This is a genomic window from Bacillus sp. BR3(2024) (genome assembly GCF_039134555.1).
GTDB lineage: Bacteria > Bacillota > Bacilli > Bacillales > Bacillaceae_G > Bacillus_A > Bacillus_A cereus.
Genome location: NZ_CP152433.1, coordinates 4,498,022 through 4,519,398, shown reverse-complemented (window position 1 = coordinate 4,519,398; position 21,377 = coordinate 4,498,022). Strand labels below are relative to the sequence as shown.

Below are 21,377 nucleotides of genomic sequence, written 5' to 3'. Positions count from 1 at the left end.
ACTTTGAGAATGATGGTGATTTTTTTATGTTGAAAGTAAAACGTCCATTTGATGCCTATTTAGATGAAATGAATAAAATTACAATTTTGCTTCCACATGCGTATGGAACAAGTCGGACATTTCGTTTGCAAGAAGGAAGTAATGTGAAAGATTTACCGATTGCTCATACGATTGCGCTTCCAGATGCAACGAAGTATGAGTGCTTTATAGAAGAGCCGCTAGATGTGGGGAAGTATTATACAGTACGAGATGAACGGAATGAAGAAACTGATTTACAAATAGGTGCTGTTATTCGAACAAAAAGTTTCGATGAAAAGTATTATTACGAAGGTACAGATTTAGGTGCTGTTTATCAAAAAGAAGAAACGACATTTAAAGTATGGGCCCCAACTGCAAGGCTTGCGAAAGTAAGAATTTATAAGAGCGATAAAGAATATACCGATCATGAAATGTACAGGGGAGAAAACGGAGTTTGGATTCAAACATTACAAGGTGATTTAGACGGAGCACGCTATACATTTCTTGTTTGTATTAATTTAATATGGAACGAAGCTGTGGATCCTTATGCAAAGTCGGTGACGGTAAATGGAAAACATGGTGTTGTTATCAATTTAGAAAAAACGAATGTAACAAGACGAGAGGGATTACCAACATTACAATCAATGACAGATGCCATATTGTATGAACTGCATATTCGTGATGCGACTATACATCCAAATAGTGGAGTAATTCAAAAGGGAACATATAAAGGATTGATGGAAGAGGGAACAACAGGACGGAATGGGACATTAACAGGGTTGTCCCATATAAAAGATTTAGGTGTTACACATGTTGAACTATTACCTTTATATTGTTTCGGTGGTGTAGATGAGGCGAATCCTTCGTCCGCCTATAATTGGGGATATAATCCATTATATTACAATGCACCAACAGGATATTATGCTACAAACCCCTCTGATCCGTATAACAGGATAGTTGAGTGCAAACAACTAATTGAAACATTTCATGAACAAGGTATTAGGGTGATTATAGATGTTGTCTATAATCATGTTTATGAAAGAGAGCTATCATCATTTGAAAAGCTTGTTCCAGGATACTATTTTCGTCATGGTGAAGATGGTATGCCTTCTAATGGGACGGGAGTCGGAAATGATATAGCGTCTGAACGGAAAATGATGAGGAAATTCATTGTAGAGTCTATTTTATATTGGCTTACTGAATACAATGTCGATGGATTCCGATTCGACTTAATGGGAATTTTAGATGTTGATACAATGAATATGATAGAAAAAGAAGTGCGAAACATAAAACGAGATGCTTTGTTATTAGGAGAAGGATGGGATTTACAAACACCGCTTCCTGCCAAAGAAAAAGCAACGTTAAATAATGCGAAGAAAATGCCACATATCGCGCAGTTTAATGATCAATTTCGTGATGGGATAAAAGGGAGTACATTTCATATAAATAAGCGTGGTTTTGCATTTGGTGGGCATGTAGACTGTAATCATTTGCAGTATATTGCAGCAGGAAGTCTTTTAAGTATGAAAGAAACAGGGCTGTTTCTAGAGCCAGCGCAAAGCATTAACTATGTAGAATGTCATGATAATATGACGATGTGGGATAAACTAGTGCGCAGTAATGAAGAATCAGAAACGATTTTGAAAAAACGTCACCTGTTAGCGAGCGCAATGGTTATTCTTTCACAAGGCATCCCTTTCTTACACGCAGGGCAAGAGTTTTATCGTACGAAGAAAGGAAATGAAAATAGTTATAATGCAAATGATGAGATCAATCAATTAGATTGGGATCAAAAAGAGAAAGAGATAGAGACCGTTAACTATATAAAAGGTTTAATTGCGATTCGTAAAGAGCATGGGGCATTCCGATTACAAAGCGCAGACCTTATAAAAAAACATATGACTTTTTTACAAACATCTACAGAAGTACTTGCATATCACCTAGAGCATGCAGAAACGTTTGGGCCATGGAAAGAGATTATCATCTTATTTAATAGCGGTTTAGAAGCTAAAACTGTGCAACTTCCGAAAGAAGCAACGTGGCATGTGTTAGTAAACGAAAACGAAGCGAAAATAGAGCCAATTTCTTCATTTAGAGGAAAGGAACTTAAGCTCGCTCCAATTAGCACGTATATATTGACGATAATGTGACAAATCGCTACTTGACGATGAGAATGTAATAAATGTAGAATTGACAAAGGTGACGATTTTGATAAGTTGTCATTCTATGACAGGTTTTGTAAAATAAAATAGAGGATTTTTGGCTTAGGCTAATTTTTCTTTTCATTTACAGTAAAATATATGAATCCACAACATGTGTAGAAATGTTGCGGTTTTTCTTTTCATAACTATAAAAGATAAGGATTTGTTAACGGGTAATGAATATGGAATGGTTGGAACAATTATTAGGAAAAGAGTGGAGTCTTGTACCGGCTGGTGGAGTAACGGGCGATGCATATATTGCGCAAAACGGACAACAGAAGTTATTTTTAAAGCGGAATACATCGCCCTTTTTAGCGGTATTGTCAGCAGAAGGAATTGTTCCAAAATTACTTTGGACAAGAAGGGTAACGAATGGTGATGTAATTTCTGCTCAAAAATGGCTTCCGGGACAGAAGCTAGAGCCAGAGGATATGAAACTAGAACGTGTTGCGAAACTGTTGAAGAAAATACACTCCTCTAAAGCGCTTGTACAGATGATTCAAAGACTTGGGAAGCAGCCGCTTCACGCACAAGAGTTATTACAACAACTGCAACTCGTTTTAAGAGGAGATATAAGGGATGATGAAACAATTCAGCAAGGCCTTCAATATTTAATGGATTCATTAAAAGCTATTGAATACAATGAATTCGTTGTATGCCATTGTGATGTAAATCATAACAACTGGCTATTGTCGGATGAAGATGAATTGTTTTTAATTGATTGGGATGGAGCTGTAATTGCTGACCCAGCTCTAGACCTCGGTATGTTATTATATTGGTACATTCCGCGCCAGGAATGGAGTGAGTGGCTCGGTTACTATGATATTGAAATGGATGAATCGCTGCTTAGGCGTATGAGATGGTATGTGATAGCACAAACGATTTTGTCTATTCAATGGCATACAACAAAAAAACAGCAAGCAGAAGCTGAATATTGGCATCAATATTTACAGCAACTACTTGCTTCAGAATGATACTTAAGAAAAATTGTCCATTCCAGCAATCCACTGAGTAAGTTGTTCTTGATTATTGGAAATATGGTTGTCCAAATTAGAGGAAGATTTACCCGATTGACTATAAGAATATACATCGTTTAGCATTGTTTTAGCGTCACTACTTATATTATCGTTTGCGAGTAACGATTGAATGAGGCGCTCTAATTGCTCGCATTCTGAAACTGTCCCGCAGCAATCACTTTGGTGGTTGACTAAAATATCTTTCAGCACTTCTAATTGATGTTGTTGATTAATTGGCATGAACGGATCATCCTTTCGATTGTTTTTCTCTTCAAATGTAAGAGAAAAAGCTGTTTCGTCATGGAATGTTTAATGCTGTATGTAGTTTTTATCAAAATGGTACATCTTATACTTGAAAGAAACGGACCGAGTGCTCGTACGTACTTGGTTTTTTGTTTGGTAGATTGATTAAAAAAGAAAGAAGGAATTATTCCTTTAAAATAGCTATGTAAAGAGAGGGAAACATCTATGCGTTTAAGACATAAACCGTATGCAATGGATCGAATTAATGAATATTCACATATCGTAATCGGAAACCCAGAGGAGCGCGCTGGTAGCTGGAAAGAAGTATTTGGAAACGAACAACCAATTCACATTGAAGTAGGTACAGGTCGTGGCCGCTTCATGTATGATATGGCGAAAGCGAATCCACATATTAATTATATTGGAATTGAAAAATTCACAAGTGTTGTTGTAGATGCACTTGATAAATTAATTGAAGAAGAATTACCAAACTTAAAGTTAATTAATAAAGATGCTGAAGATTTAACAGTTTTCTTTGCGAAAGGTGAAATTGATCGCGTTTATTTAAACTTCTCAGATCCATGGCCAAAGAAACGTCATACGAAGCGTCGTTTAACGTATAAAACATTTTTACGTAATTACGAAGAAGTGTTAGTAGAAGGTGGAGAAATTCATTTCAAAACAGATAACCAAGGTTTATTTGAATATTCTCTTATGAGTATGGCTGAGTATGGTATGTTACTAACGTACTTAAGCTTAGATCTTCATAACAGCGACTTTGAAGGTAACATCATGACTGAATACGAAGAGAAATTCTCTAGTAAAGGTCATCGTATTTACCGAGTTGAAGCAAAATATCGTACAGAGCCTATGCAGTAATGCGTAGGTTTTTTTACACCTAAAATAATCAGAATTTTATGTTAAGATTAATTAAAAAGGGGGATGTGTAATGGAACAGTTACAAATTGGAGATATAAAAGTAACGTGGTTAAAAGGCGGGAATACACATTTAGATGGAGGAGCAATGTTTGGAGTCGTGCCGAAAGTACTTTGGTCACGTAAATATAAACATAATGATACAAATCATATTTATTTACGAACAGATCCGTTACTTTTGCAAACAAAAGATGGAAATATGCTCATTGATTCCGGGATAGGAAACGGTAAGTTGAATGAGAAGATGAAACGCAATCAAGGTGTAACAGAAGAATCATCGGTTTATGAATCATTAGAAAAATTAGGATTAAAGCCTGAAGATATCGACTACGTCTTGATGACACATCTTCATTTTGATCATGCATCTGGTCTAACAAAATGGGAAGATGATCACCTTGTACCGGCATTTCCAAATGCGAAAGTTTACGTAAGTGAAACAGAATGGAATGAAATGAGGAATCCAAACATTAGATCACGTAATACATATTGGAAGGAAAATTGGGAGCCAATTGTAGATCAAGTTGTTACGTTCCAGCAAGAAATAGAAATTACAGATGAAATCAAGATGGCACATACGGGTGGGCATAGTGATGGACATGCAGTCATCATTTTGGAGAGTCAAGGGGAAACGATGCTACATTTAGCAGATCTCTTGCCGACGCACGCGCATCAAAATGTATTATGGGTAATGGCATACGATGATTATCCGATGACCTCGATTGAAAATAAGCAAAAGTGGATGAAGTATGGTGCTGAAAAAGAGGCATGGTTTACGTTTTACCATGACGCATATTATCGAGCTGTGAAGTGGAATGAGGAAGGTCATATCGTAGAAAAAATAGAACGGAAAACGAGTATAGAAGCATAAAAATAGGAGGTTGTTCCATCATATTTATTGGAGCAGCTTCTTTTTTATTGTCGGGTTTTGTCGGTAAGTTGATATATTTAAAAAATCGCTGATATACTTTTAATCAATACCCGCAATTTCAAAAAAATAAGAGGTTCACCTAATGGGAACCCTCCGTTTTATGCTGCTATAACCTCTAAAACAGTACCTGTTTTAGCATCAACTAAAAATTCAAATCGTTCTTGTATATCATTTAACATCGTTGTAAGACCGCCGCGATAAACTTCATATGCGACATCATATTTTTCAAATGTCTCTGGAACCATATGTACCCAAGAGCCAGTAATTTCACCTTTATGACTTAATGCTTGTTTCACCATTTTCAATGCTTTTTCTGAAGAAATATGGGATTGTTCTTGTACTTTGTTTGCAACGAGATAACCAGCTGCGAACCCAACGCCAAGACCTGCTACTAAACCTTTCCAGCTCATATATTCACCTCAATTCTATAAAATAAAAATAGTGTACCGATAATAATTATAAAGCAAATACAGCTAAAAAAGAAGAAACTAGAAACATTTCGAAAATTTCGTTACAATAAAAGAGGTATTCTACTAAGGTTTGAAAGAAGGGGACTTCGTGAATAAAGAGACATTACAATTATTTCGTACGTTAACAGAATTACAAGGTGCATCAGGTTTTGAACATGATGTACGCCGTTTTATGAAACAAGAATTAAGCAAATATGCGGATGAAATTGTACAAGACGGTTTAGGTAGCGTATTTGGTCTGAAAAAAGGGGACGAAACTGGCCCACGTGTTCTTGTAGCAGGTCATATGGATGAAGTAGGTTTCATGGTTACGCAAATTACGAAAAACGGAATGCTTCGTTTTCAAACGTTAGGCGGCTGGTGGAGCCAAGTTTTATTAGCACAGCGTGTACAAGTTATGACGAAGAATGGTCCTGTTATTGGGGTTGTTGGTTCTATTCCTCCTCATTTATTAAGTGACGCGCAACGTGCAAAACCGATGGATATAAAAAATATGTTAATTGATATAGGTGCAGATAGTTATGAAGATGCGATTGAAATTGGTGTAAAACCAGGACAACAAATCGTGCCGATCTGCCCGTTTACACCGATGGCAAATGAGAAGAAAATTATGGCGAAAGCTTGGGACAACCGTTACGGATGTGGTCTTGCAATCGAATTGTTAAAAGAATTAAAAGACGAAACATTACCAAATACATTATATTCTGGTGCTACTGTACAAGAAGAAGTAGGTCTTCGCGGAGCGCAAACCGCTGCAAATATGATTCAACCAGACATTTTCTATGCGCTTGATGCAAGTCCAGCAAACGATGCATCTGGTGACAAAACACAGTTCGGTCAATTAGGAAAAGGTGCTCTTCTTCGTATTTACGATCGCACGATGGTAACACATAGAGGAATACGCGAATTCATTTTAGATACAGCAGAAACAAACAACATTCCGTACCAATACTTTATTTCACAAGGTGGTACAGATGCGGGCCGTGTACATACAAGTAACTCTGGTATCCCATCAGCAGTAATTGGTGTTTGTGCGCGCTACGTTCATACACATGCTTCAATTTTACATGTTGATGATTATGCAGCGGCGAAAGAATTAATTACGAAGCTTGTGAGAACAACAGATAAAACGACGTTAGAGACAATTAAGAATAACGCGTAGAGAGGAAGAAGGGCTGAAGAGGCCTTTCTTTTTTTTGCTTGAATAGATGACCCAGCGATGAGTGGGAGCGGTTAGTGCCTGATTGGTGCTCGAATGGTGTATTAAGACCCTGGATAGGAAAAGAGAGGAAGGCTGTTTTTGTTTTTGAAGACGGTAATGTTGTTAGAAAAAACTTTCTTTTTTAGATTAAATAGATGACCCAGCGATGAGTGGGAGCGGTCAGTGCTTAATTGGTGTTCGAATGATGTATGAAGACTCCAAGTAGGAAGTGAGAGGAAGGCTGTTTTTGTTTTTGAAGACGGTAATGTTGTTAGAAAAAACCTTCTTTTTTTAGATTGAATAGATGACCCATCCATGAGTGGGAATGGTCAGTGCTTAATTGGTGTTCGAATGATGTATGAAGACCCCAAGTAGGAAGTGAGAGGAAGGCTGTTTGTGTTTTTGAAGACGGTAATGTTGCTAGAAAAAACCTTCTTTTTTAGGCTGAATAGATGACTTGGTGATATGTGGTAGTGGTTGATGCTTAATTCGTATCTGATAGGGATATTAGAATAGAATGATGAATTTTTATAGAGGTGAACGAAATGAAAGTAGTAGTAGGATCAAAGAATAAAACGAAGGTTGGCGCTGTGGAGAAGGTTTGGAAAGATGCTGAAATTACATCTCTTTCTGTTCCGTCAGGAGTATCAGCTCAGCCTTTCTCAGATGAAGAGACGATGCAAGGAGCGATTAATAGAGCGAAGCGAGCGCTAGAGGAAGGAGAAGCTCCAATTGGTATTGGGCTAGAAGGCGGCGTAATGAAAACGGAGCACGGTTTATTTATGTGTAACTGGGGCGCGCTAGCAACAATGGATGGGAAAGTATTTGTGGCCGGAGGAGCGCGTATTACGTTACCAGACGATTTTTTAGCACCTCTTGAAGATGGTAAGGAATTAAGCGAAGTGATGGAAGAGTTTGTGCAGCGAAAAGATATTCGTAGTCACGAAGGTGCTATCGGTATTTTTACAGATGATTATGTCGACCGCACGGAATTATTTGTACACGTTGTTAAGTTGTTAGTTGGGCAATATAAGTATGACAAAAAGCAAGCATAAACCTTGCACCGTGCGCGATGTATGGTAGTATAAAAGAAAGATTATAACATGAAAAATGCACCCGTTAGAGGAGGAAATATAGATGAAGTCATTAGAAAGCATGGAGCAATTCCAACAGTTAAAAAATGAAGAGAATGTAGTCTTTATGTTCTCAGCAGAATGGTGCCCAGACTGCCGCTTTGTAGATCCATTTATGCCAGAAGTAGAAGAGAAATATAGTGATTTCTCATTTTACTATGTAGATCGTGATGAGTTTATGGATCTATGTGTAAAATTAGACGTATTTGGCATTCCGAGCTTTGTAGCGTACAATAAAGGTGAAGAAACTGGTCGCTATGTAAACAAAGATCGTAAAACACAAGAACAAATCGAAGAGTTCATTGAAGGTTTAAAATAAGGCAATTTGCCAATTGAATTGTAAAACAACCTCTACCTTCGCGGGGGAGGTTATTTTTTTGGAAGGGAGGAAAAAAGAGATGAAGATGACAAGTAAAAAGATGAAAGATGAGTTAATAAAGAAATTATCTCGCCCAGAATGGGACTTTCAGTATGATAGTGAGAAAGAAGTTTTACGTATTGAACAAAAAGACTCCAAAAAAGGTATTAACGTATCGCTTCCAGGAGTTGTGGCAAAATGGGAAGTGAACAAGGAAAAGGCAATTGAAGAAGTTGCTTATTACGTACAAGAAGCGCTAATTGCGATGCATAAAGAAGAAAATAGCGGAGCGAAAATTTTACCTGTTATTCGCTCTACTTCTTTCCCGAAACAAGCAGAAGAAGGAAATCCGTTTATTATGACGGATCATACGGCGGAAACACGTATTTACTACGCGCTAGATTCGAATAAAACGTATCGACTAATTGATGAGCGTCTATTACAAAAATTAGAACTTACAGAACAGCAAGTGCGTGAAATGGCATTATTCAACGCACGCTCATTAGGTTATGAATTTAAACAAGACACAGTAGCGGGTAATACATTCTACTTTTTAAACACAAATGATGGGTATGACGCGACTCGTATTTTAAACGAATCGTTACTACAATCGATGCGTGAAAAGATTTCTGGTGACATGGTTGTTGCTGTTCCTCACCAAGATGTATTAATTATTGCTGATATCGTCAACGAAATCGGTTATGATATTATTGCACAAATGACAATGAAATTTTTTGCCGAAGGGCATGTTCCGATTACATCACTTTCATTCGTATATGAAGATGGAGAATTTGAACCAATCTTTATTTTAGCGAAAAATCGGAAGAAGACAGATGGAAAAGAGAAAGGATGAACGAAGTGAACGTTTTTTACAACCTTGAAGGAATTGGTGACACTTTAATTGTTGCCTTACAAGATATTACTTTAGAGAACCGTACTTTTGATCGCAAAGGAGATGTTGCACGCGTATATGATCGTGAAAGCAATGTAACAGCAGGATTCAACATCTTTAATGCATCTTCTTACTTAGAAGTAAAAGAAACAGGCAACCTTACATTAACGAAAGAGCTTGTAGAGAAAATCAACGAAATTTTAGCGAAGAATGGCTTTGAAGAAACAGTAGAAGCAGATCTTTCTCCGAAATTTGTTGTAGGCTATGTAGCTGAAAAAGAAAAGCATCCAAATGCTGACAAGCTAAACATCTGTAAAGTAGAAATCGGTACAGAAACATTACAAATCGTATGTGGCGCACCAAACGTTGATGCAGGACAAAAAGTTGTCGTTGCAAAAATTGGTGCTGTAATGCCAAGTGGTATGTTAATTAAACCAGCAGAACTTCGCGGTGTTCCTTCTTCTGGAATGATCTGCTCTGCACGTGAATTAGAGCTTCCAGATGCTCCACAAGAAAAAGGTATTCTTGTATTAGAAGATAGCTTTGAAGTTGGACAAGAGTTTAAATTTTAATTGATATAAGAAAAGAGAGGTTGTCCTTTTGGGCAGCCTCTCTTTTTGTTTTGTCATTTTTTGTTGGTAAGTCGATATTCCGTGTCGAATCGTTGATATATGTAGAGTTACGATAGATATATTTGAAAAATCGTTGATATATTGAGAATTGTGATAGATATATTTAAAAAATCGTTGATATATGTAGAGTTACGATAGATATATTTGAAAAATCGTTGATATATTGAGAATTGTGATAGATATATTTAAAAAATCGTTGATATATGTAGAGTTACGATAGATATATTTGAAAAATCGTTGATATATGTAGAGTTGTGACAGATATATTCAAAAAATCATTCATATTATAAGGATGTCACCTTTTTTCTTAAAATCTATATTGTATTTTATAAACAAACTAGTTAAAATTTAGAAAAATAGAAGGGGATAGACGTATGAAACAACAAATAAAAATCGCAGAACTTCTAAAACGAATTGAAACTTCAAAACAGCAAGATATTGAGCTAGGTACTTATGAAATATATGTGTTTAGTGAAAGTGAATTAGAAAAAGGACAAATCGGTTACCGATACGATAAACATAAAAATTCATTAATAAGTGAAGAAAACGGAAAGTGGCAAGAAGGATGGATTACAATTGGATATGAAACGGATATGGGCGATCCAGTTTTCGTAAATATAGATGATGACGCTTATCCGGTTTATACTGCAGAACGTGGTACAGAAAAATGGCAGCCAGTTTATATTGGAAATATGGATGAGATTATAGGGCAATTATAAGAAAAACTTTGAATCCGGTGCAAAGTGATGGGAGAGAAGTATGAAGTATATAAAAATAATGAGCATGATTGCATTCATTGGAATATATATGGCCGGTTGTTCACAAGAGCAGCCGAAAAAAGAAACTACATCTTCTATACAAGAGAAAAACAAAGATACCAAAGAAGACGCACCGGTAGAAAAACAGCAAGAACAAGAAATAAACGAAGAATTGCAAGCAATTCAAACGAATGAGCAAGTAGAACATAAGCAAGAGGAAGTATCATCTGAGGAAAAGAAAGAAGAAACTACGCCAGTACAGCCAACTGAGCAACCAGTGCAAAATAATGAACAAAAAGTAGGGAGTAATGAAAAACAAGAGAAGTTTCTCGTCGTTATTGATCCAGGGCATCAACAAAAAGCGAATTTAAATTTAGAGCCAATTGGACCAGGGGCAACAACGCAAAAATATAAAGTGACAGACGGTACAACAGGTGTTGTGACGAAAAAGAGAGAGGCTGTACTTGTATTAGAAATGGCTTTTTTATTAAAAGAAAAGCTTGAAGCAAAAGGGATACAAGTATTAATGACGAGAACATCACAAGACGTTGATATAAGTAATAAAGAACGGGCGACATTCGCAAATAATCATAAGGCGAATTTATTTTTACGTCTTCATGCAGATGGTTCTGAAAATCCAAACGAAAGTGGATTTGCTGTATTGACGCCGGCAGAAGGAAGTCCGTATACGAAAGAGATTTATGCGGAAAGTCTTCAAATCTCTCAAATGATTATAAATAAAATGAGGGAGAACCAGCAAGTAAAAGTAAATGGAATTAAATTTCGGGATGATCTTTCTGGATTTAATTGGGCAAAGGTTCCTGGTGTGTTATTAGAACTTGGGTTTATGTCAAACCATGAAGAAGATAAAAAATTATCTGACCCGCAGTATGTAAATTCTTTATTGCAAAGTGTAACGGATAGTATAGATGCATATCGGAAGAGTAAAGCTTAAGCGCAGTCTTACATGAAAGGCTGCGTTTTTCCATATGAAACACTCGTAAATTAGAATATTGTGGATAAATATGACATGCTTAATTTTACCTGCACTTTTTGCCGAATGCTGATACAATAAAGGATGTTACTATTTAGTAGAAAGAGTGGTAAGCATGTTAGATTGGATGAAAAAGCTGTTTAACAAAGAGGAAGAACAAACAGCGATGAATAAAGAAGTACCAAAGCAAATTGAAAGTCAGCCGAAAATTCCTCGTGTAAACCACTACACTGAAGCAAGAGAAGCACAAATGGCAAGTAGGAATGCAGGTAAATGCCGTTTTCCTTTAGTACCGGATAATGGGTTCGATGAAGAGGATGAAAGCGAAGTAAATCGCTTCGAAGAACAACCTGTTCAAGGAGTAACATATGAAGAACCTACTGCCCAAAGAGGAATAAAGGTGGAAAGAAGCAGACGACCGTATGTGGAAAAGGTAGTTTCTACATATGAAGAGCCGGAAGTGCAATATGAACCGGTGCGGGAGTCTGTCGTTAAAAAGGTATCTGCACCTTCGCAAGAGAGTAACCGTAGACCATTTCGTCCAACAGAAATGATTTCGCCAATTTATGGATATAATCGTCCTTCAGTAGAGAAAAAGGAAGAAAAGCAGGAGGAAGTAAAGGAAAGAGAAGACCTTGAAATATCTGTAGAGGGTAAATCAGTCGTTGATGCATGGTTAGAGAAAAAAGGATATAAATTATCTGATTTCTCAGAAGGACAAGCACCAACTTCTTCTAGTCATAGAGCTGCTAACCAGCAAGGAGAGCAACAATATGAAGAGAATAAAAAGGAAGAAAAGTCAGTAGTTGATCAATGGCTAGAGAAAAACGGTTATGAAATCGAACGCCAAGTGCCTTTAGTAGAAGAAAAAGAAGTGATTCAAGAAATGAGTACACCGCAGGAAGTTTCAGCGGATGAATTACTTCATAAAACAGTAGCTGAGCAGATGGAAAGTGCTAAGCTAGAAAAAGATGTAGTGGTGTTAAACGAAAACAATCTACAAGAAGAATTAGTAGCTTCTAAAGTAGAGCACGAGGATACAATATTATCAGAAGAAATTAAACGTAACACAGAAATAAAACAACCTACTATTGAAGTAGAAAAGCAAGCTCCAGAAGAATCAGTGATTGTCAAAGCAGAAGAAAAACTTGAAGAAACAATCATTGTGGAAATACCAGAAGAAGTGTCAAAAGTAGAAGTAATTGCAGAAACGGAAGAGCTTGAAGAAGTAGTTATGGAAACAGAGGCACCTGAAGAAGTGGAAGTAATTGCGGAAGCAAAAGAGCTAGAAGAAGTGGAAGTAATTGCAGAAACGGAAGAGTCAGAAGAAGTGGAAGTAATTGCGGAAGCAGAAGAGTCAGAAGAAGCTGAAGTAATTGCAGAAACAGAAGAGTCAGAAGAAGTGGAAGTAATTGCGGAAGCAGAAGAGTCAGAAGAAGCTGAAGTAATTGCGAAAGCAGAAGAGTTAGAAGAAGTGGAAGTAATTGCGGAAGCAGAAGAAGTAGAAGTGATTGCAGAAACAGAAGAGTCAGAAGAAGTGGAAGTAATTGCGGAAGCGAAAGAGTCAGAAGAAGTGGAAGTAATTGCAGAAACGGAAGAGTCAGAAGAAGTGGAAGTAATTGCGGAAGCAGAAGAGTCAGAAAAAGCTGAAGTAATTACAGAAACAGAAGAGTCAGAAGAAGTGGAAGTAATTGCGGAAGCAGAAGAGTCAGAAGAAGTGGAAGTAATTGCGGAAGCAGAAGAGTCAGAAGAAGCTGAAGTAATTGCGGAAGCAGAAGAGTTAGAAGAAGTGGAAGTAATTGCGGAAGCAGAAGAAACAGAAGTGATTGCAGAAACAAAAGCGTCTGTAGTAGAGACATTTGTAGCACTTGAGGAAATTCAGCAAGAAGATGAAGCAATTGAACAAAAGAGTGAATTCATACATGTTGCTGAGGCTGATGAACAAACGAAGAAAGATGTTCAAAGCTTTGCGAATGTTTTAATTGCAGAAACAGAGGAAAATAGACGAGTTGTAGAAGAAGCACAGGTCGCAGAAGAGCAACGAGTTGTAGAAGAAGCGCCAGTCGTAGAAGAGCAACGAGTTGTAGAAGAAACACCAATCGCAGAAGAGCAACCAGTTGTACAAAAAGAAGAACCAAAACGTGAGAAAAAGCGCCATGTACCATTTAATGTTGTTATGTTGAAACAAGATAGAACACGATTAATGGAAAGACATGCAGCTAGAGCAAATGCAATGCAGCCTCCTGCTAATGTACGAGTAGAGAATAAGCCAGTACAACAAGAGGTAGCAGAACCACAAGTGGAAGAACGCCCAGTGCAGCAAGTAGTAGCAGAACCACAAGTGGAAGAACGCCCAGTGCAGCAAGTAGTAGCAGAACCACAAGTGGAAGAAAACCCAATGCAGCAGGTGGTAGTAGAACCACAAGTGGAAGAACGTCCAGTGCAGCAGGTGGTAGTAGAACCACAAGTGGAAGAGCGCCCAGTGCAGCAGGTGGTAGTAGAACCACAAGTGGAAGAGCGCCCAGTGCAGCAAGTAGCAGAACCACAAGTGGAAGAACGCCCAGTGCAGCAAGTAGTAGCAGAACCACAAGTGGAAGAGCAACCAATGCAGCAAGTAGTGGTAGAGCAAGTACAAAAGCCAATTTCAAGTACGGAAGTACAAGAGAAAGCATATGTTGTAAATCAAAGAGAGAACGATATGCGAAATGTATTGCATACACCACCGACATATACTGTTCCACCATTAGCGCTGTTGTCGATTCCACAGCAATCAGCGTTAGATAATACAGAATGGTTAGAGGAGCAGAAAGAATTATTAGATACAACGTTTAATAATTTTCACGTTGGCGCACATGTTATTAATGTATCGCAAGGGCCAGCGGTAACTCGTTTTGAAGTACAGCCAGACCCAGGTGTGAAAGTAAATAAAATTACAAACTTAAGTGATGATATTAAGTTAAGTTTAGCTGCGAAAGATATTCGTATTGAAGCGCCGATTCCAGGGAAGAGTGCAATTGGAATTGAAGTTCCAAATAAAGAAAGCAAGCCAGTATTTCTTCGCGAAATTTTAAGAAGTCCTGTATTCACAAAGAGTGAATCACCGCTTACTGTTGCGCTTGGACTTGATATTTCAGGGGATCCAATTGTAACGGATATTCGAAAAATGCCGCACGGACTTATTGCGGGTGCAACGGGTTCAGGTAAAAGTGTGTGTATTAACGCCATTTTAACGAGTATTTTATATAAAGCGAAACCACATGAAGTGAAGTTAATGTTAATTGATCCGAAGATGGTTGAGCTTGCACCATATAATTCTGTTCCGCATCTTGTAGCACCTGTTATTACGGATGTAAAAGCAGCTACAGCTGCATTAAAATGGGCAGTTGAGGAAATGGAACGCCGTTATGAATTGTTTGCGCATGCTGGTGCTCGTGATTTAACTCGCTACAATACGATTGTAAGTGAGCGAGAAATTCCAGGAGAGACATTACCTTATATCGTTATTGTCATTGACGAGTTAGCCGATTTAATGATGGTAGCACCTGGTGATGTTGAGGAAGCGATTTGTCGTATTGCGCAAAAAGCACGTGCTTGTGGTATTCATTTATTAGTAGCGACGCAGCGTCCATCTGTAGATGTTATTACAGGTTTAATTAAGTCAAACATTCCAACGCGTATTGCGTTTACTGTATCATCTCAAGTTGATTCGCGTACGATTATTGATATTGGGGGCGCGGAGAAATTACTTGGCCGTGGTGATATGTTATTCTTAGGGAACGGTACATCTAAACCAGTTCGTGTACAAGGTGTATACGTATCGGATGATGAGATTGAAAAAACAGTTGATCATGTGAAAAAGCAAATGAAGCCGAATTACTTATTTAAGCAAGAGGATTTATTAGCGAAAACAGAACAAGCTGAGTCGGAAGACGAATTGTTCCTTGATGCATGTCAATTTGTTGTAGAACAAGGGGGAGCGTCCACATCTTCTGTACAGCGAAAATTCCGCATCGGTTATAATCGCGCGGCACGTCTCATTGAAGAGATGGAATCGCAAGGAATTATTTCTGAAGGTAGAGGAACGAAACCGAGAGATGTCCTTATTTCTGAGGATGAATTTGCCGCTATGCAGGAAACAAATGTATAGTAAACGGTTTTGCTGTATACTAAGAGAAAATGTTGGATAGTAAAGTAGGGAGTAAAGCGACATGAAAGAAATTGAATTAAAATTAAAAGGTGAAATAAATAGACTAACAAATAAAACATTTAAATTTGACGAACGTGTTGGAGAAGGTTGGTTCTCTGCCGTTTACTTTTTAAAAACTAGAGAAATCATCGAAGAATTTCGCCCGAAAAGTGTTGTAACGATGCAATTTTTCCAAAAGGAAAATGCAGTTCTTTGCGGAACGGATGAAGTAATTGCATTGCTACAAACATTCGCTAAAAATCCTGAGGAACTTGAAATTAACTCTTTAAAAGATGGCGATAAAATTAGTCCATTTGAAACAGTGTTAACAATTCATGGTCCTTATGAAAATTTCGGATTTTTAGAAGGTGTCATTGATGGGATTTTAGCTCGTCGTACATCGGTTGCGACAAACGTATATAACGTTGTCCAAGCTGCGCGTAGCGTAGATAAAGAAAAACCAGTTATTTTCATGGGAGACCGTGATGATCATTATACACAACAAGCTGGTGACGGTTATGCAGCATACATCGGAGGTATGAGCGCACAAGCGACGCATGCGATGAATGAATGGTGGGGCAAAAGTGGTATGGGGACGATGCCTCACGCATTAATTCAAATGTTTAATGGTGATGTTGTGGAAGCGGCAAAAGCATATCATAAGAAATTCCCAGAAGATGAATTAGTTGTACTAATTGATTACAATAATGATGTTATTACAGATGCACTTCGTGTAGCGCGTGAATTTGGATCAACATTAAAAGGTGTACGTGTAGATACGTCCCGCACGATGATTGATCAATACTTTATTCGCCACCCAGAAGTACTTGGAACATTCGATCCACGTGGTGTAAACCCATCGCTTGTATTCGCACTTCGTAAAGCACTTGATGAAGAAGGATTCCAGCATGTAGACATCGTTGTAACTGGTGGATTTGATGAGAAGCGTATTCGTGAATTTGAAGCTCAAAACGTACCTGTTGACATATACGGGGTAGGAAGTAGCTTATTAAAAATGAATATTGGCTTTACTGGTGATAATGTAGAACTAAATGGGAAACCAGAAGCAAAAGCTGGTCGTAAATATCGTCCAAACCCACGTTTAGAGCGTGTTCAATTAGAAAAAAGAGAAGAGATGTAAAAGAGAGAAAAACTGATAGGTGATTGACCCTATCAGTTTTTCTGTTATCATAGTATAGCGGCTTCTTTTTTGCTATAATGGACTTATTATGGACATATAAAGAAGTACGTACGAGTTTATCCTGATAAGTGAATGGAAAGAATAACTTCACTACATCAAAAATGTATGATGATTACCAAAATAAGAAAAGATTCATATACTGTCTTATAGATAGGCCGTTGTATTAGTTCGAAATGTTGGAGGTTCTTTAAGATGACAGTTTACCATTTTGTAGGAATTAAAGGAACAGGAATGAGTTCATTAGCGCAAATTCTTCATGATATGAAGCATACTGTTCAAGGGTCTGATTATGAAAAGCGTTTCTTTACACAAACAGCGTTGGAAAAGCGTAGTATCTCGATCCTTCCTTTTGATAAGAATAATGTAGAAGAAGGACAAGTGATTATTGCAGGAAATGCATTTCCTGATACGCATGAAGAAATCGTAGCAGCAAAAGAATTAAACATCCCAGTCCATCGTTACCATCATTTCTTAGGTGACCTGATGAGCCAATACACAAGTGTTGCTGTAACTGGTGCACACGGAAAAACATCAACAACAGGTTTGTTAGCCCATGTAATGCAAGGTGCACACCCAACATCTTATCTTATTGGAGATGGAACAGGGCATGGGGTAGAAAATAGTAAGTATTTTGTATTTGAAGCTTGTGAGTATCGTCGTCATTTCTTGTCTTATAATCCAGACTATGCAATTATGACGAATATTGATTTTGATCATCCAGATTATTTTGCAGACATCAATGATGTATTCAGTGCATTCCAAGAGATGGCATTGCAAGTGAAAAAAGGCATTATTGCATGTGGAGATGATGAAGAACTTCAAAAAATTCAAGCGAAAGTACCTGTTATTTTCTATGGATTTGGAGAAGATAATGATTTCCAAGCACGCAACATTCAAAAGAGAACAGATGGTACGATATTTGATGTATTCGTTCGTAACACGTACTATGATACGTTCAAAATTACAGGATACGGCAATCACAGCGTATTAAATGCGTTAGCAGTAATCGCGCTTTGCCATTATGAAAATGTTGATGTAGAAGCAGTAAAACATCAATTAACAACTTTTGAAGGCGTAAAACGTCGCTTTAATGAAAAGCCGATGGGAGAGCAAGTAATCATCGATGACTACGCACACCATCCGACAGAGATTAATGCAACGATTGAAGCTGCTCGTCAAAAACATCCAGAGCGTGAAATTGTCGCTGTATTCCAGCCACATACATTCTCACGTACAGAAAAGTTCTTAGATGAGTTCGCAGAAAGCCTAAGCAAAGCTGACCAAGTATACTTATGTGATATTTTCGGATCAGCACGTGAAAACAAAGGTGAATTAACAATCGAAGATCTGCAAAAGCGTATTGACGGTGCAGAATTAATTACAGATACAACAACGGATGTATTAAAGAAACATAAAAACGGCGTTCTAATTTTCATGGGCGCAGGTGACATCCAAAAATTCGAAGCGGCTTACGTAAAAGAAGTTCAAGTTGCAGAGAAATAATAGAAAAGACGCATAGCTTGGCTGTGCGTCTTTTTTGTGTTGTCGTGGTTGTGCATTAATGTTGAAACGTCGATATATATGGAGTTGTGTTCGATATATTTCAAAAATCGTTGATATATTGGTACGCGTTTTGAAATGTAAATGTTAGAATAATAAGAAAACTAAAAAGGGGACTAAAAAACATGTTCACACTCCGAGTAGATGACGAAATCGAACTACAATTACTAGAAAAACATCATAAAGAGGAATTATATCAATTATTAGATCAAAACCGTAATCATTTACGGAAATGGCTCCCTTGGGTAGATGGGACAAAATCTGCTGATGCTTATGATGAAATTTTTCCGATGTGGTTAAAGAAGTTTGCAGAGGGAGACGGTTTTGAAAGTGGTATACGTTACAAAGGAAAGCTCGTTGGGATGGTAGGCATTCATCCAGTGAGCTGGGGGAAGAAAGCGACGAGTCTTGGGTATTATCTTGCAGAAGATGCTGGCGGGAAAGGTATTATGACGCGTAGCGTAAAGGCTGTACTTCACTATGCATTTGAAAATTTAAAGCTGAATAAAATTGAAATTCGGTGCGGTGTTGGAAATGCGAAAAGCCGCGCAATTCCAGAACGTTTAGGATTTAAGTTAGATGGTATTTTACGAGATGAAGAATGGCTATATGATCATTTTCATGATATCGCTGTATATAGTTTACTAGCTTCAGAATGGAAAGAGATTCGATGAACGAGAAGATTCGTATTGTTCCATATGAAAGTACGTTTCAAGAGGAAGTAGTAGATCTTATCGTTCATATTCAGCAAAAAGAGTATAATGTTTCAATTACGAAAGAAGAGCAACCTGATTTACTTGAAATAGAAACATTCTATCAAAAGGATCACGGAAACTTTTGGGTAGCAATTTATGATGGTAAAGTAGTTGGAACAGTAGCTTTATTAGATATTGAGAATCATCAAGTAGCGCTAAGAAAAATGTTCGTACAAAAAGAGTTTCGCGGAAAAGAATGGGGCGCATCACATATGTTGCTTCAAACAGCAATTTCATGGGCTGAGGATAAAAAATTGAAAGATATTTACTTAGGAACAACAGTAAAATTTTTAGCGGCACATCGTTTTTATGAAAAGAATGGTTTTCAAAGTGTGAGTATAGACGAGTTGCCGAAAAACTTTCCGGTGCTACAGGTAGATAAGAAATTTTATAGGTACATTGTGTAAAAGGTCATTTAGAAATGGCCTTTTTCTATGAACTAAAATGGAAATAGTGGTATAATTTGGATTAGGGGGGTGTAGGTATGAACTTTCCAATTCAAAGAAGTAAGTCAGTGGTCATTTTCGTTTGCCTTACGTTAGTTTTTATGTTTATATATCCAATTGTCATGCTTTTCACTAATAAAGCGCATTGGATGTCAGCGTTGATTGGGATGGGTTTATGCTTCATTGTAAATGTACCACTCGTTTGGGAAGTATTTATTAAAAAACATAAAGTAGAAAATGGCGTATTAAAGTACGGTATTTTAAATGATGATATTGTATTAAAAGATGTGAGAATTATACGTCAGGTCGGAAAGTCTCTTGAAATTACGACGAATGCATATAAAGTACATATGGTTGCGATGCCGCAAAATATGGATGAATTCTTGGCGCTTATAGAGAAAGAAAATCCACATGTGAAAATAGAAATGGTAGGGAAGAAATGAAATATATAAAACCTTTTTTTTGCTTGGAAATTATGCTGGTGTTTGCTATCTGCACTAGGATAAATATGAAATGGAACCTGCCTTTATATGTACCAATATTAATAGGTACTATCGCAGTGGCACTTTTATATTATTTTCATTTTCAGCAAACAAAAAGTAAGAACAGTAGCTCGATATAGAGTGAGGATAATAAAAAAACGCTCGGATATAATTCTAACGGGTTCGGATTAGGAGTACAATAACTTAAATAGGGTAATAATTTTAGGTTCAAATCGTATATGATTTGAACCTTTTGTTTTTGTTGATTTAATAAGGTTTATTGGTAATTAACGTATTGACAATAGCCAATATCATATGTTTGGAAATCATGCTAAAATAGATTCCGATATTGTTGCTACACCTGCTCAGAGGCTTCGTATAAGTAGAAAAAAATATGAGTTAAATGATATTATCTATTTAAGAAAATCATTTCTTTCAAAAAGAAGGGGGATTGAGATGAACACAATGAAAAAAATAATAAAAAAACTATTTTTTAGCGATTTGGAAAAGTTTAGCCAAAGTCTTGGATATTCTACTTGGAATGAGTTAATGGACAATTCCTTTCACATATTCATTATCCCTCCCGATGCAGAATGGTTTGCAACCCAATTACCTAATAAAAATTGGGCAGTATGGAATGATGAAGGACAACCTCCTTTCGAATATAAAGAGTTCGTGAAATGGGCAGAAGCTATACGGTATTTAAGAGATATTTTTGAAAAGAATGGCTACCCAGAGGAGAATTGGGAACCAGAAGGTTTTGAACAAAATGACGACTGTTATTCTCAAGGACCTGATAAAAACAAACGTATAGAGGATTAAAAAGACATCTTGTTATGTTGTCTTGAAAACAGAAAAAAGCATCTGAAATTGATGCTTTTTTCTATGCTATTAAATGTATTAGTTTAGGTACAAAATTCAAGCTAAATCAGTTGTTTTTTGCATTGCTTTTTCTGATTTTGTACCT

At 37.2% G+C, this 21,377-nt stretch carries 21 protein-coding genes; 19 read left to right on the top strand and 2 right to left on the bottom strand.

Annotated elements, in window-relative coordinates:
* The first annotated feature begins 26 nt into the window (after positions 1 to 26).
* Both pulA and V7S45_RS23280 read left to right on the top strand, forming a co-directional pair.
* A complete protein-coding gene (gene pulA, locus V7S45_RS23285) occupies positions 27 to 2,168 on the top strand; it encodes a type I pullulanase (RefSeq protein WP_025689958.1) in 2,142 nt (713 codons plus the stop codon).
* Positions 2,169 to 2,395: 227 nt separating this feature from the next.
* Positions 2,396 to 3,193, top strand: coding sequence for a phosphotransferase family protein (locus V7S45_RS23280; protein ID WP_001986674.1), 798 nt, complete (start codon positions 2,396 to 2,398; stop codon positions 3,191 to 3,193).
* 3 nt (positions 3,194 to 3,196) lie between these two features.
* Here V7S45_RS23280 and V7S45_RS23275 read toward each other — a convergent pair whose 3' ends face one another.
* Positions 3,197 to 3,475 (bottom strand): YtzH-like family protein, encoded by a 279-nt coding sequence (locus V7S45_RS23275; RefSeq protein WP_001122235.1) that lies wholly within the window; start codon positions 3,473 to 3,475, stop codon positions 3,197 to 3,199.
* A gap of 228 nt (positions 3,476 to 3,703) precedes the next feature.
* On the opposite strand from V7S45_RS23275, the gene trmB reads away from it, so the two are divergent.
* Both trmB and V7S45_RS23265 read left to right on the top strand, forming a co-directional pair.
* A complete protein-coding gene (gene trmB, locus V7S45_RS23270) occupies positions 3,704 to 4,357 on the top strand; it encodes a tRNA (guanosine(46)-N7)-methyltransferase TrmB (RefSeq protein ID WP_001239385.1) in 654 nt (217 codons plus the stop codon).
* A gap of 70 nt (positions 4,358 to 4,427) precedes the next feature.
* Positions 4,428 to 5,282 (top strand): MBL fold metallo-hydrolase, encoded by an 855-nt coding sequence (locus V7S45_RS23265; protein ID WP_000436849.1) that lies wholly within the window; start codon positions 4,428 to 4,430, stop codon positions 5,280 to 5,282.
* 158 nt (positions 5,283 to 5,440) lie between these two features.
* Here the strand turns inward: V7S45_RS23265 and V7S45_RS23260 are convergent, their stop codons facing one another.
* A complete protein-coding gene (locus tag V7S45_RS23260) occupies positions 5,441 to 5,752 on the bottom strand; it encodes a PepSY domain-containing protein (RefSeq protein ID WP_000118543.1) in 312 nt (103 codons plus the stop codon).
* A 148-nt stretch (positions 5,753 to 5,900) separates the two neighbouring features.
* On the opposite strand from V7S45_RS23260, the gene V7S45_RS23255 reads away from it, so the two are divergent.
* The 15 genes from V7S45_RS23255 to V7S45_RS23185 all read left to right on the top strand — a co-directional run bounded on the left by V7S45_RS23255 (position 5,901) and on the right by V7S45_RS23185 (position 21,232).
* A complete protein-coding gene (locus tag V7S45_RS23255) occupies positions 5,901 to 6,974 on the top strand; it encodes a M42 family metallopeptidase (protein ID WP_001031514.1) in 1,074 nt (357 codons plus the stop codon).
* Between the two features lie 584 nt (positions 6,975 to 7,558).
* A complete protein-coding gene (locus tag V7S45_RS23250) occupies positions 7,559 to 8,068 on the top strand; it encodes a DUF84 family protein (RefSeq protein WP_000869940.1) in 510 nt (169 codons plus the stop codon).
* An 82-nt stretch (positions 8,069 to 8,150) separates the two neighbouring features.
* A complete protein-coding gene (locus V7S45_RS23245; protein WP_088344504.1) occupies positions 8,151 to 8,465 on the top strand; it encodes a thioredoxin family protein in 315 nt (104 codons plus the stop codon).
* Positions 8,466 to 8,544: 79 nt separating this feature from the next.
* The gene (locus V7S45_RS23240) at positions 8,545 to 9,357 is read left to right on the top strand and encodes a DUF1444 domain-containing protein (RefSeq protein WP_000784588.1); all 813 of its coding nucleotides are present in this window, start codon (positions 8,545 to 8,547) and stop codon (positions 9,355 to 9,357) included.
* Positions 9,354 to 9,968 carry a YtpR family tRNA-binding protein gene (gene ytpR / locus V7S45_RS23235; protein ID WP_001006770.1) on the top strand — a complete coding sequence of 205 codons (615 nt, stop codon included), beginning with the start codon at positions 9,354 to 9,356 and terminating at the stop codon, positions 9,966 to 9,968. Before V7S45_RS23240 ends, ytpR begins: the two co-directional genes overlap by 4 nt.
* Before the next feature lie 434 nt (positions 9,969 to 10,402).
* Positions 10,403 to 10,747 carry a hypothetical protein gene (locus V7S45_RS23230; protein ID WP_000813166.1) on the top strand — a complete coding sequence of 115 codons (345 nt, stop codon included), beginning with the start codon at positions 10,403 to 10,405 and terminating at the stop codon, positions 10,745 to 10,747.
* 40 nt (positions 10,748 to 10,787) lie between these two features.
* Positions 10,788 to 11,741, top strand: coding sequence for an N-acetylmuramoyl-L-alanine amidase (locus tag V7S45_RS23225; protein WP_025689970.1), 954 nt, complete (start codon positions 10,788 to 10,790; stop codon positions 11,739 to 11,741).
* A gap of 154 nt (positions 11,742 to 11,895) precedes the next feature.
* Complete coding sequence (locus tag V7S45_RS23220; protein WP_342761507.1) at positions 11,896 to 15,927, top strand: DNA translocase FtsK; 4,032 nt, start codon at positions 11,896 to 11,898, stop codon at positions 15,925 to 15,927.
* A 61-nt stretch (positions 15,928 to 15,988) separates the two neighbouring features.
* Positions 15,989 to 17,107: a nicotinate phosphoribosyltransferase gene (locus V7S45_RS23215; protein ID WP_000658370.1), complete on the top strand. Its 1,119-nt coding sequence runs from the start codon at positions 15,989 to 15,991 to the stop codon at positions 17,105 to 17,107.
* Between the two features lie 252 nt (positions 17,108 to 17,359).
* Complete coding sequence (gene murC / locus V7S45_RS23210; protein ID WP_000219468.1) at positions 17,360 to 18,670, top strand: UDP-N-acetylmuramate--L-alanine ligase; 1,311 nt, start codon at positions 17,360 to 17,362, stop codon at positions 18,668 to 18,670.
* Positions 18,671 to 18,852: 182 nt separating this feature from the next.
* On the top strand, positions 18,853 to 19,401 hold the full coding sequence (locus V7S45_RS23205) for a GNAT family protein (RefSeq protein ID WP_000494681.1): 549 nt from the start codon (positions 18,853 to 18,855) through the stop codon (positions 19,399 to 19,401).
* On the top strand, positions 19,398 to 19,889 hold the full coding sequence (locus V7S45_RS23200; protein ID WP_001003163.1) for a GNAT family N-acetyltransferase: 492 nt from the start codon (positions 19,398 to 19,400) through the stop codon (positions 19,887 to 19,889). Before V7S45_RS23205 ends, V7S45_RS23200 begins: the two co-directional genes overlap by 4 nt.
* Before the next feature lie 77 nt (positions 19,890 to 19,966).
* Positions 19,967 to 20,371: a PH domain-containing protein gene (locus V7S45_RS23195; protein WP_001010643.1), complete on the top strand. Its 405-nt coding sequence runs from the start codon at positions 19,967 to 19,969 to the stop codon at positions 20,369 to 20,371.
* Positions 20,368 to 20,550, top strand: a complete 183-nt coding sequence (locus V7S45_RS23190; RefSeq protein ID WP_088344510.1) for a hypothetical protein — start codon at positions 20,368 to 20,370, stop codon at positions 20,548 to 20,550. Before V7S45_RS23195 ends, V7S45_RS23190 begins: the two co-directional genes overlap by 4 nt.
* A 175-nt stretch (positions 20,551 to 20,725) precedes the next feature.
* Complete coding sequence (locus V7S45_RS23185; protein WP_232732720.1) at positions 20,726 to 21,232, top strand: hypothetical protein; 507 nt, start codon at positions 20,726 to 20,728, stop codon at positions 21,230 to 21,232.
* The last annotated feature ends 145 nt before the right edge of the window (positions 21,233 to 21,377 follow it).

Coding starts and splice junctions, on each gene's coding strand:
- V7S45_RS23185 (WP_232732720.1), top strand. CDS start 20,726: ATGTTTGGAAATCATGCTAAAATAGATTCCGATATTGTTGCTACACCT.
- V7S45_RS23215 (WP_000658370.1), top strand. CDS start 15,989: ATGAAAGAAATTGAATTAAAATTAAAAGGTGAAATAAATAGACTAACA.
- ytpR (WP_001006770.1), top strand. CDS start 9,354: ATGAACGAAGTGAACGTTTTTTACAACCTTGAAGGAATTGGTGACACT.
- V7S45_RS23245 (WP_088344504.1), top strand. CDS start 8,151: ATGAAGTCATTAGAAAGCATGGAGCAATTCCAACAGTTAAAAAATGAA.
- V7S45_RS23190 (WP_088344510.1), top strand. CDS start 20,368: ATGAAATATATAAAACCTTTTTTTTGCTTGGAAATTATGCTGGTGTTT.
- V7S45_RS23220 (WP_342761507.1), top strand. CDS start 11,896: ATGTTAGATTGGATGAAAAAGCTGTTTAACAAAGAGGAAGAACAAACA.
- V7S45_RS23260 (WP_000118543.1), bottom strand. CDS start 5,752: ATGAGCTGGAAAGGTTTAGTAGCAGGTCTTGGCGTTGGGTTCGCAGCT.
- V7S45_RS23230 (WP_000813166.1), top strand. CDS start 10,403: ATGAAACAACAAATAAAAATCGCAGAACTTCTAAAACGAATTGAAACT.
- pulA (WP_025689958.1), top strand. CDS start 27: ATGTTGAAAGTAAAACGTCCATTTGATGCCTATTTAGATGAAATGAAT.
- V7S45_RS23195 (WP_001010643.1), top strand. CDS start 19,967: ATGAACTTTCCAATTCAAAGAAGTAAGTCAGTGGTCATTTTCGTTTGC.
- V7S45_RS23200 (WP_001003163.1), top strand. CDS start 19,398: ATGAACGAGAAGATTCGTATTGTTCCATATGAAAGTACGTTTCAAGAG.
- V7S45_RS23225 (WP_025689970.1), top strand. CDS start 10,788: ATGAAGTATATAAAAATAATGAGCATGATTGCATTCATTGGAATATAT.
- V7S45_RS23240 (WP_000784588.1), top strand. CDS start 8,545: ATGAAGATGACAAGTAAAAAGATGAAAGATGAGTTAATAAAGAAATTA.
- murC (WP_000219468.1), top strand. CDS start 17,360: ATGACAGTTTACCATTTTGTAGGAATTAAAGGAACAGGAATGAGTTCA.
- V7S45_RS23250 (WP_000869940.1), top strand. CDS start 7,559: ATGAAAGTAGTAGTAGGATCAAAGAATAAAACGAAGGTTGGCGCTGTG.
- V7S45_RS23205 (WP_000494681.1), top strand. CDS start 18,853: ATGTTCACACTCCGAGTAGATGACGAAATCGAACTACAATTACTAGAA.
- trmB (WP_001239385.1), top strand. CDS start 3,704: ATGCGTTTAAGACATAAACCGTATGCAATGGATCGAATTAATGAATAT.
- V7S45_RS23275 (WP_001122235.1), bottom strand. CDS start 3,475: ATGCCAATTAATCAACAACATCAATTAGAAGTGCTGAAAGATATTTTA.
- V7S45_RS23280 (WP_001986674.1), top strand. CDS start 2,396: ATGAATATGGAATGGTTGGAACAATTATTAGGAAAAGAGTGGAGTCTT.
- V7S45_RS23265 (WP_000436849.1), top strand. CDS start 4,428: ATGGAACAGTTACAAATTGGAGATATAAAAGTAACGTGGTTAAAAGGC.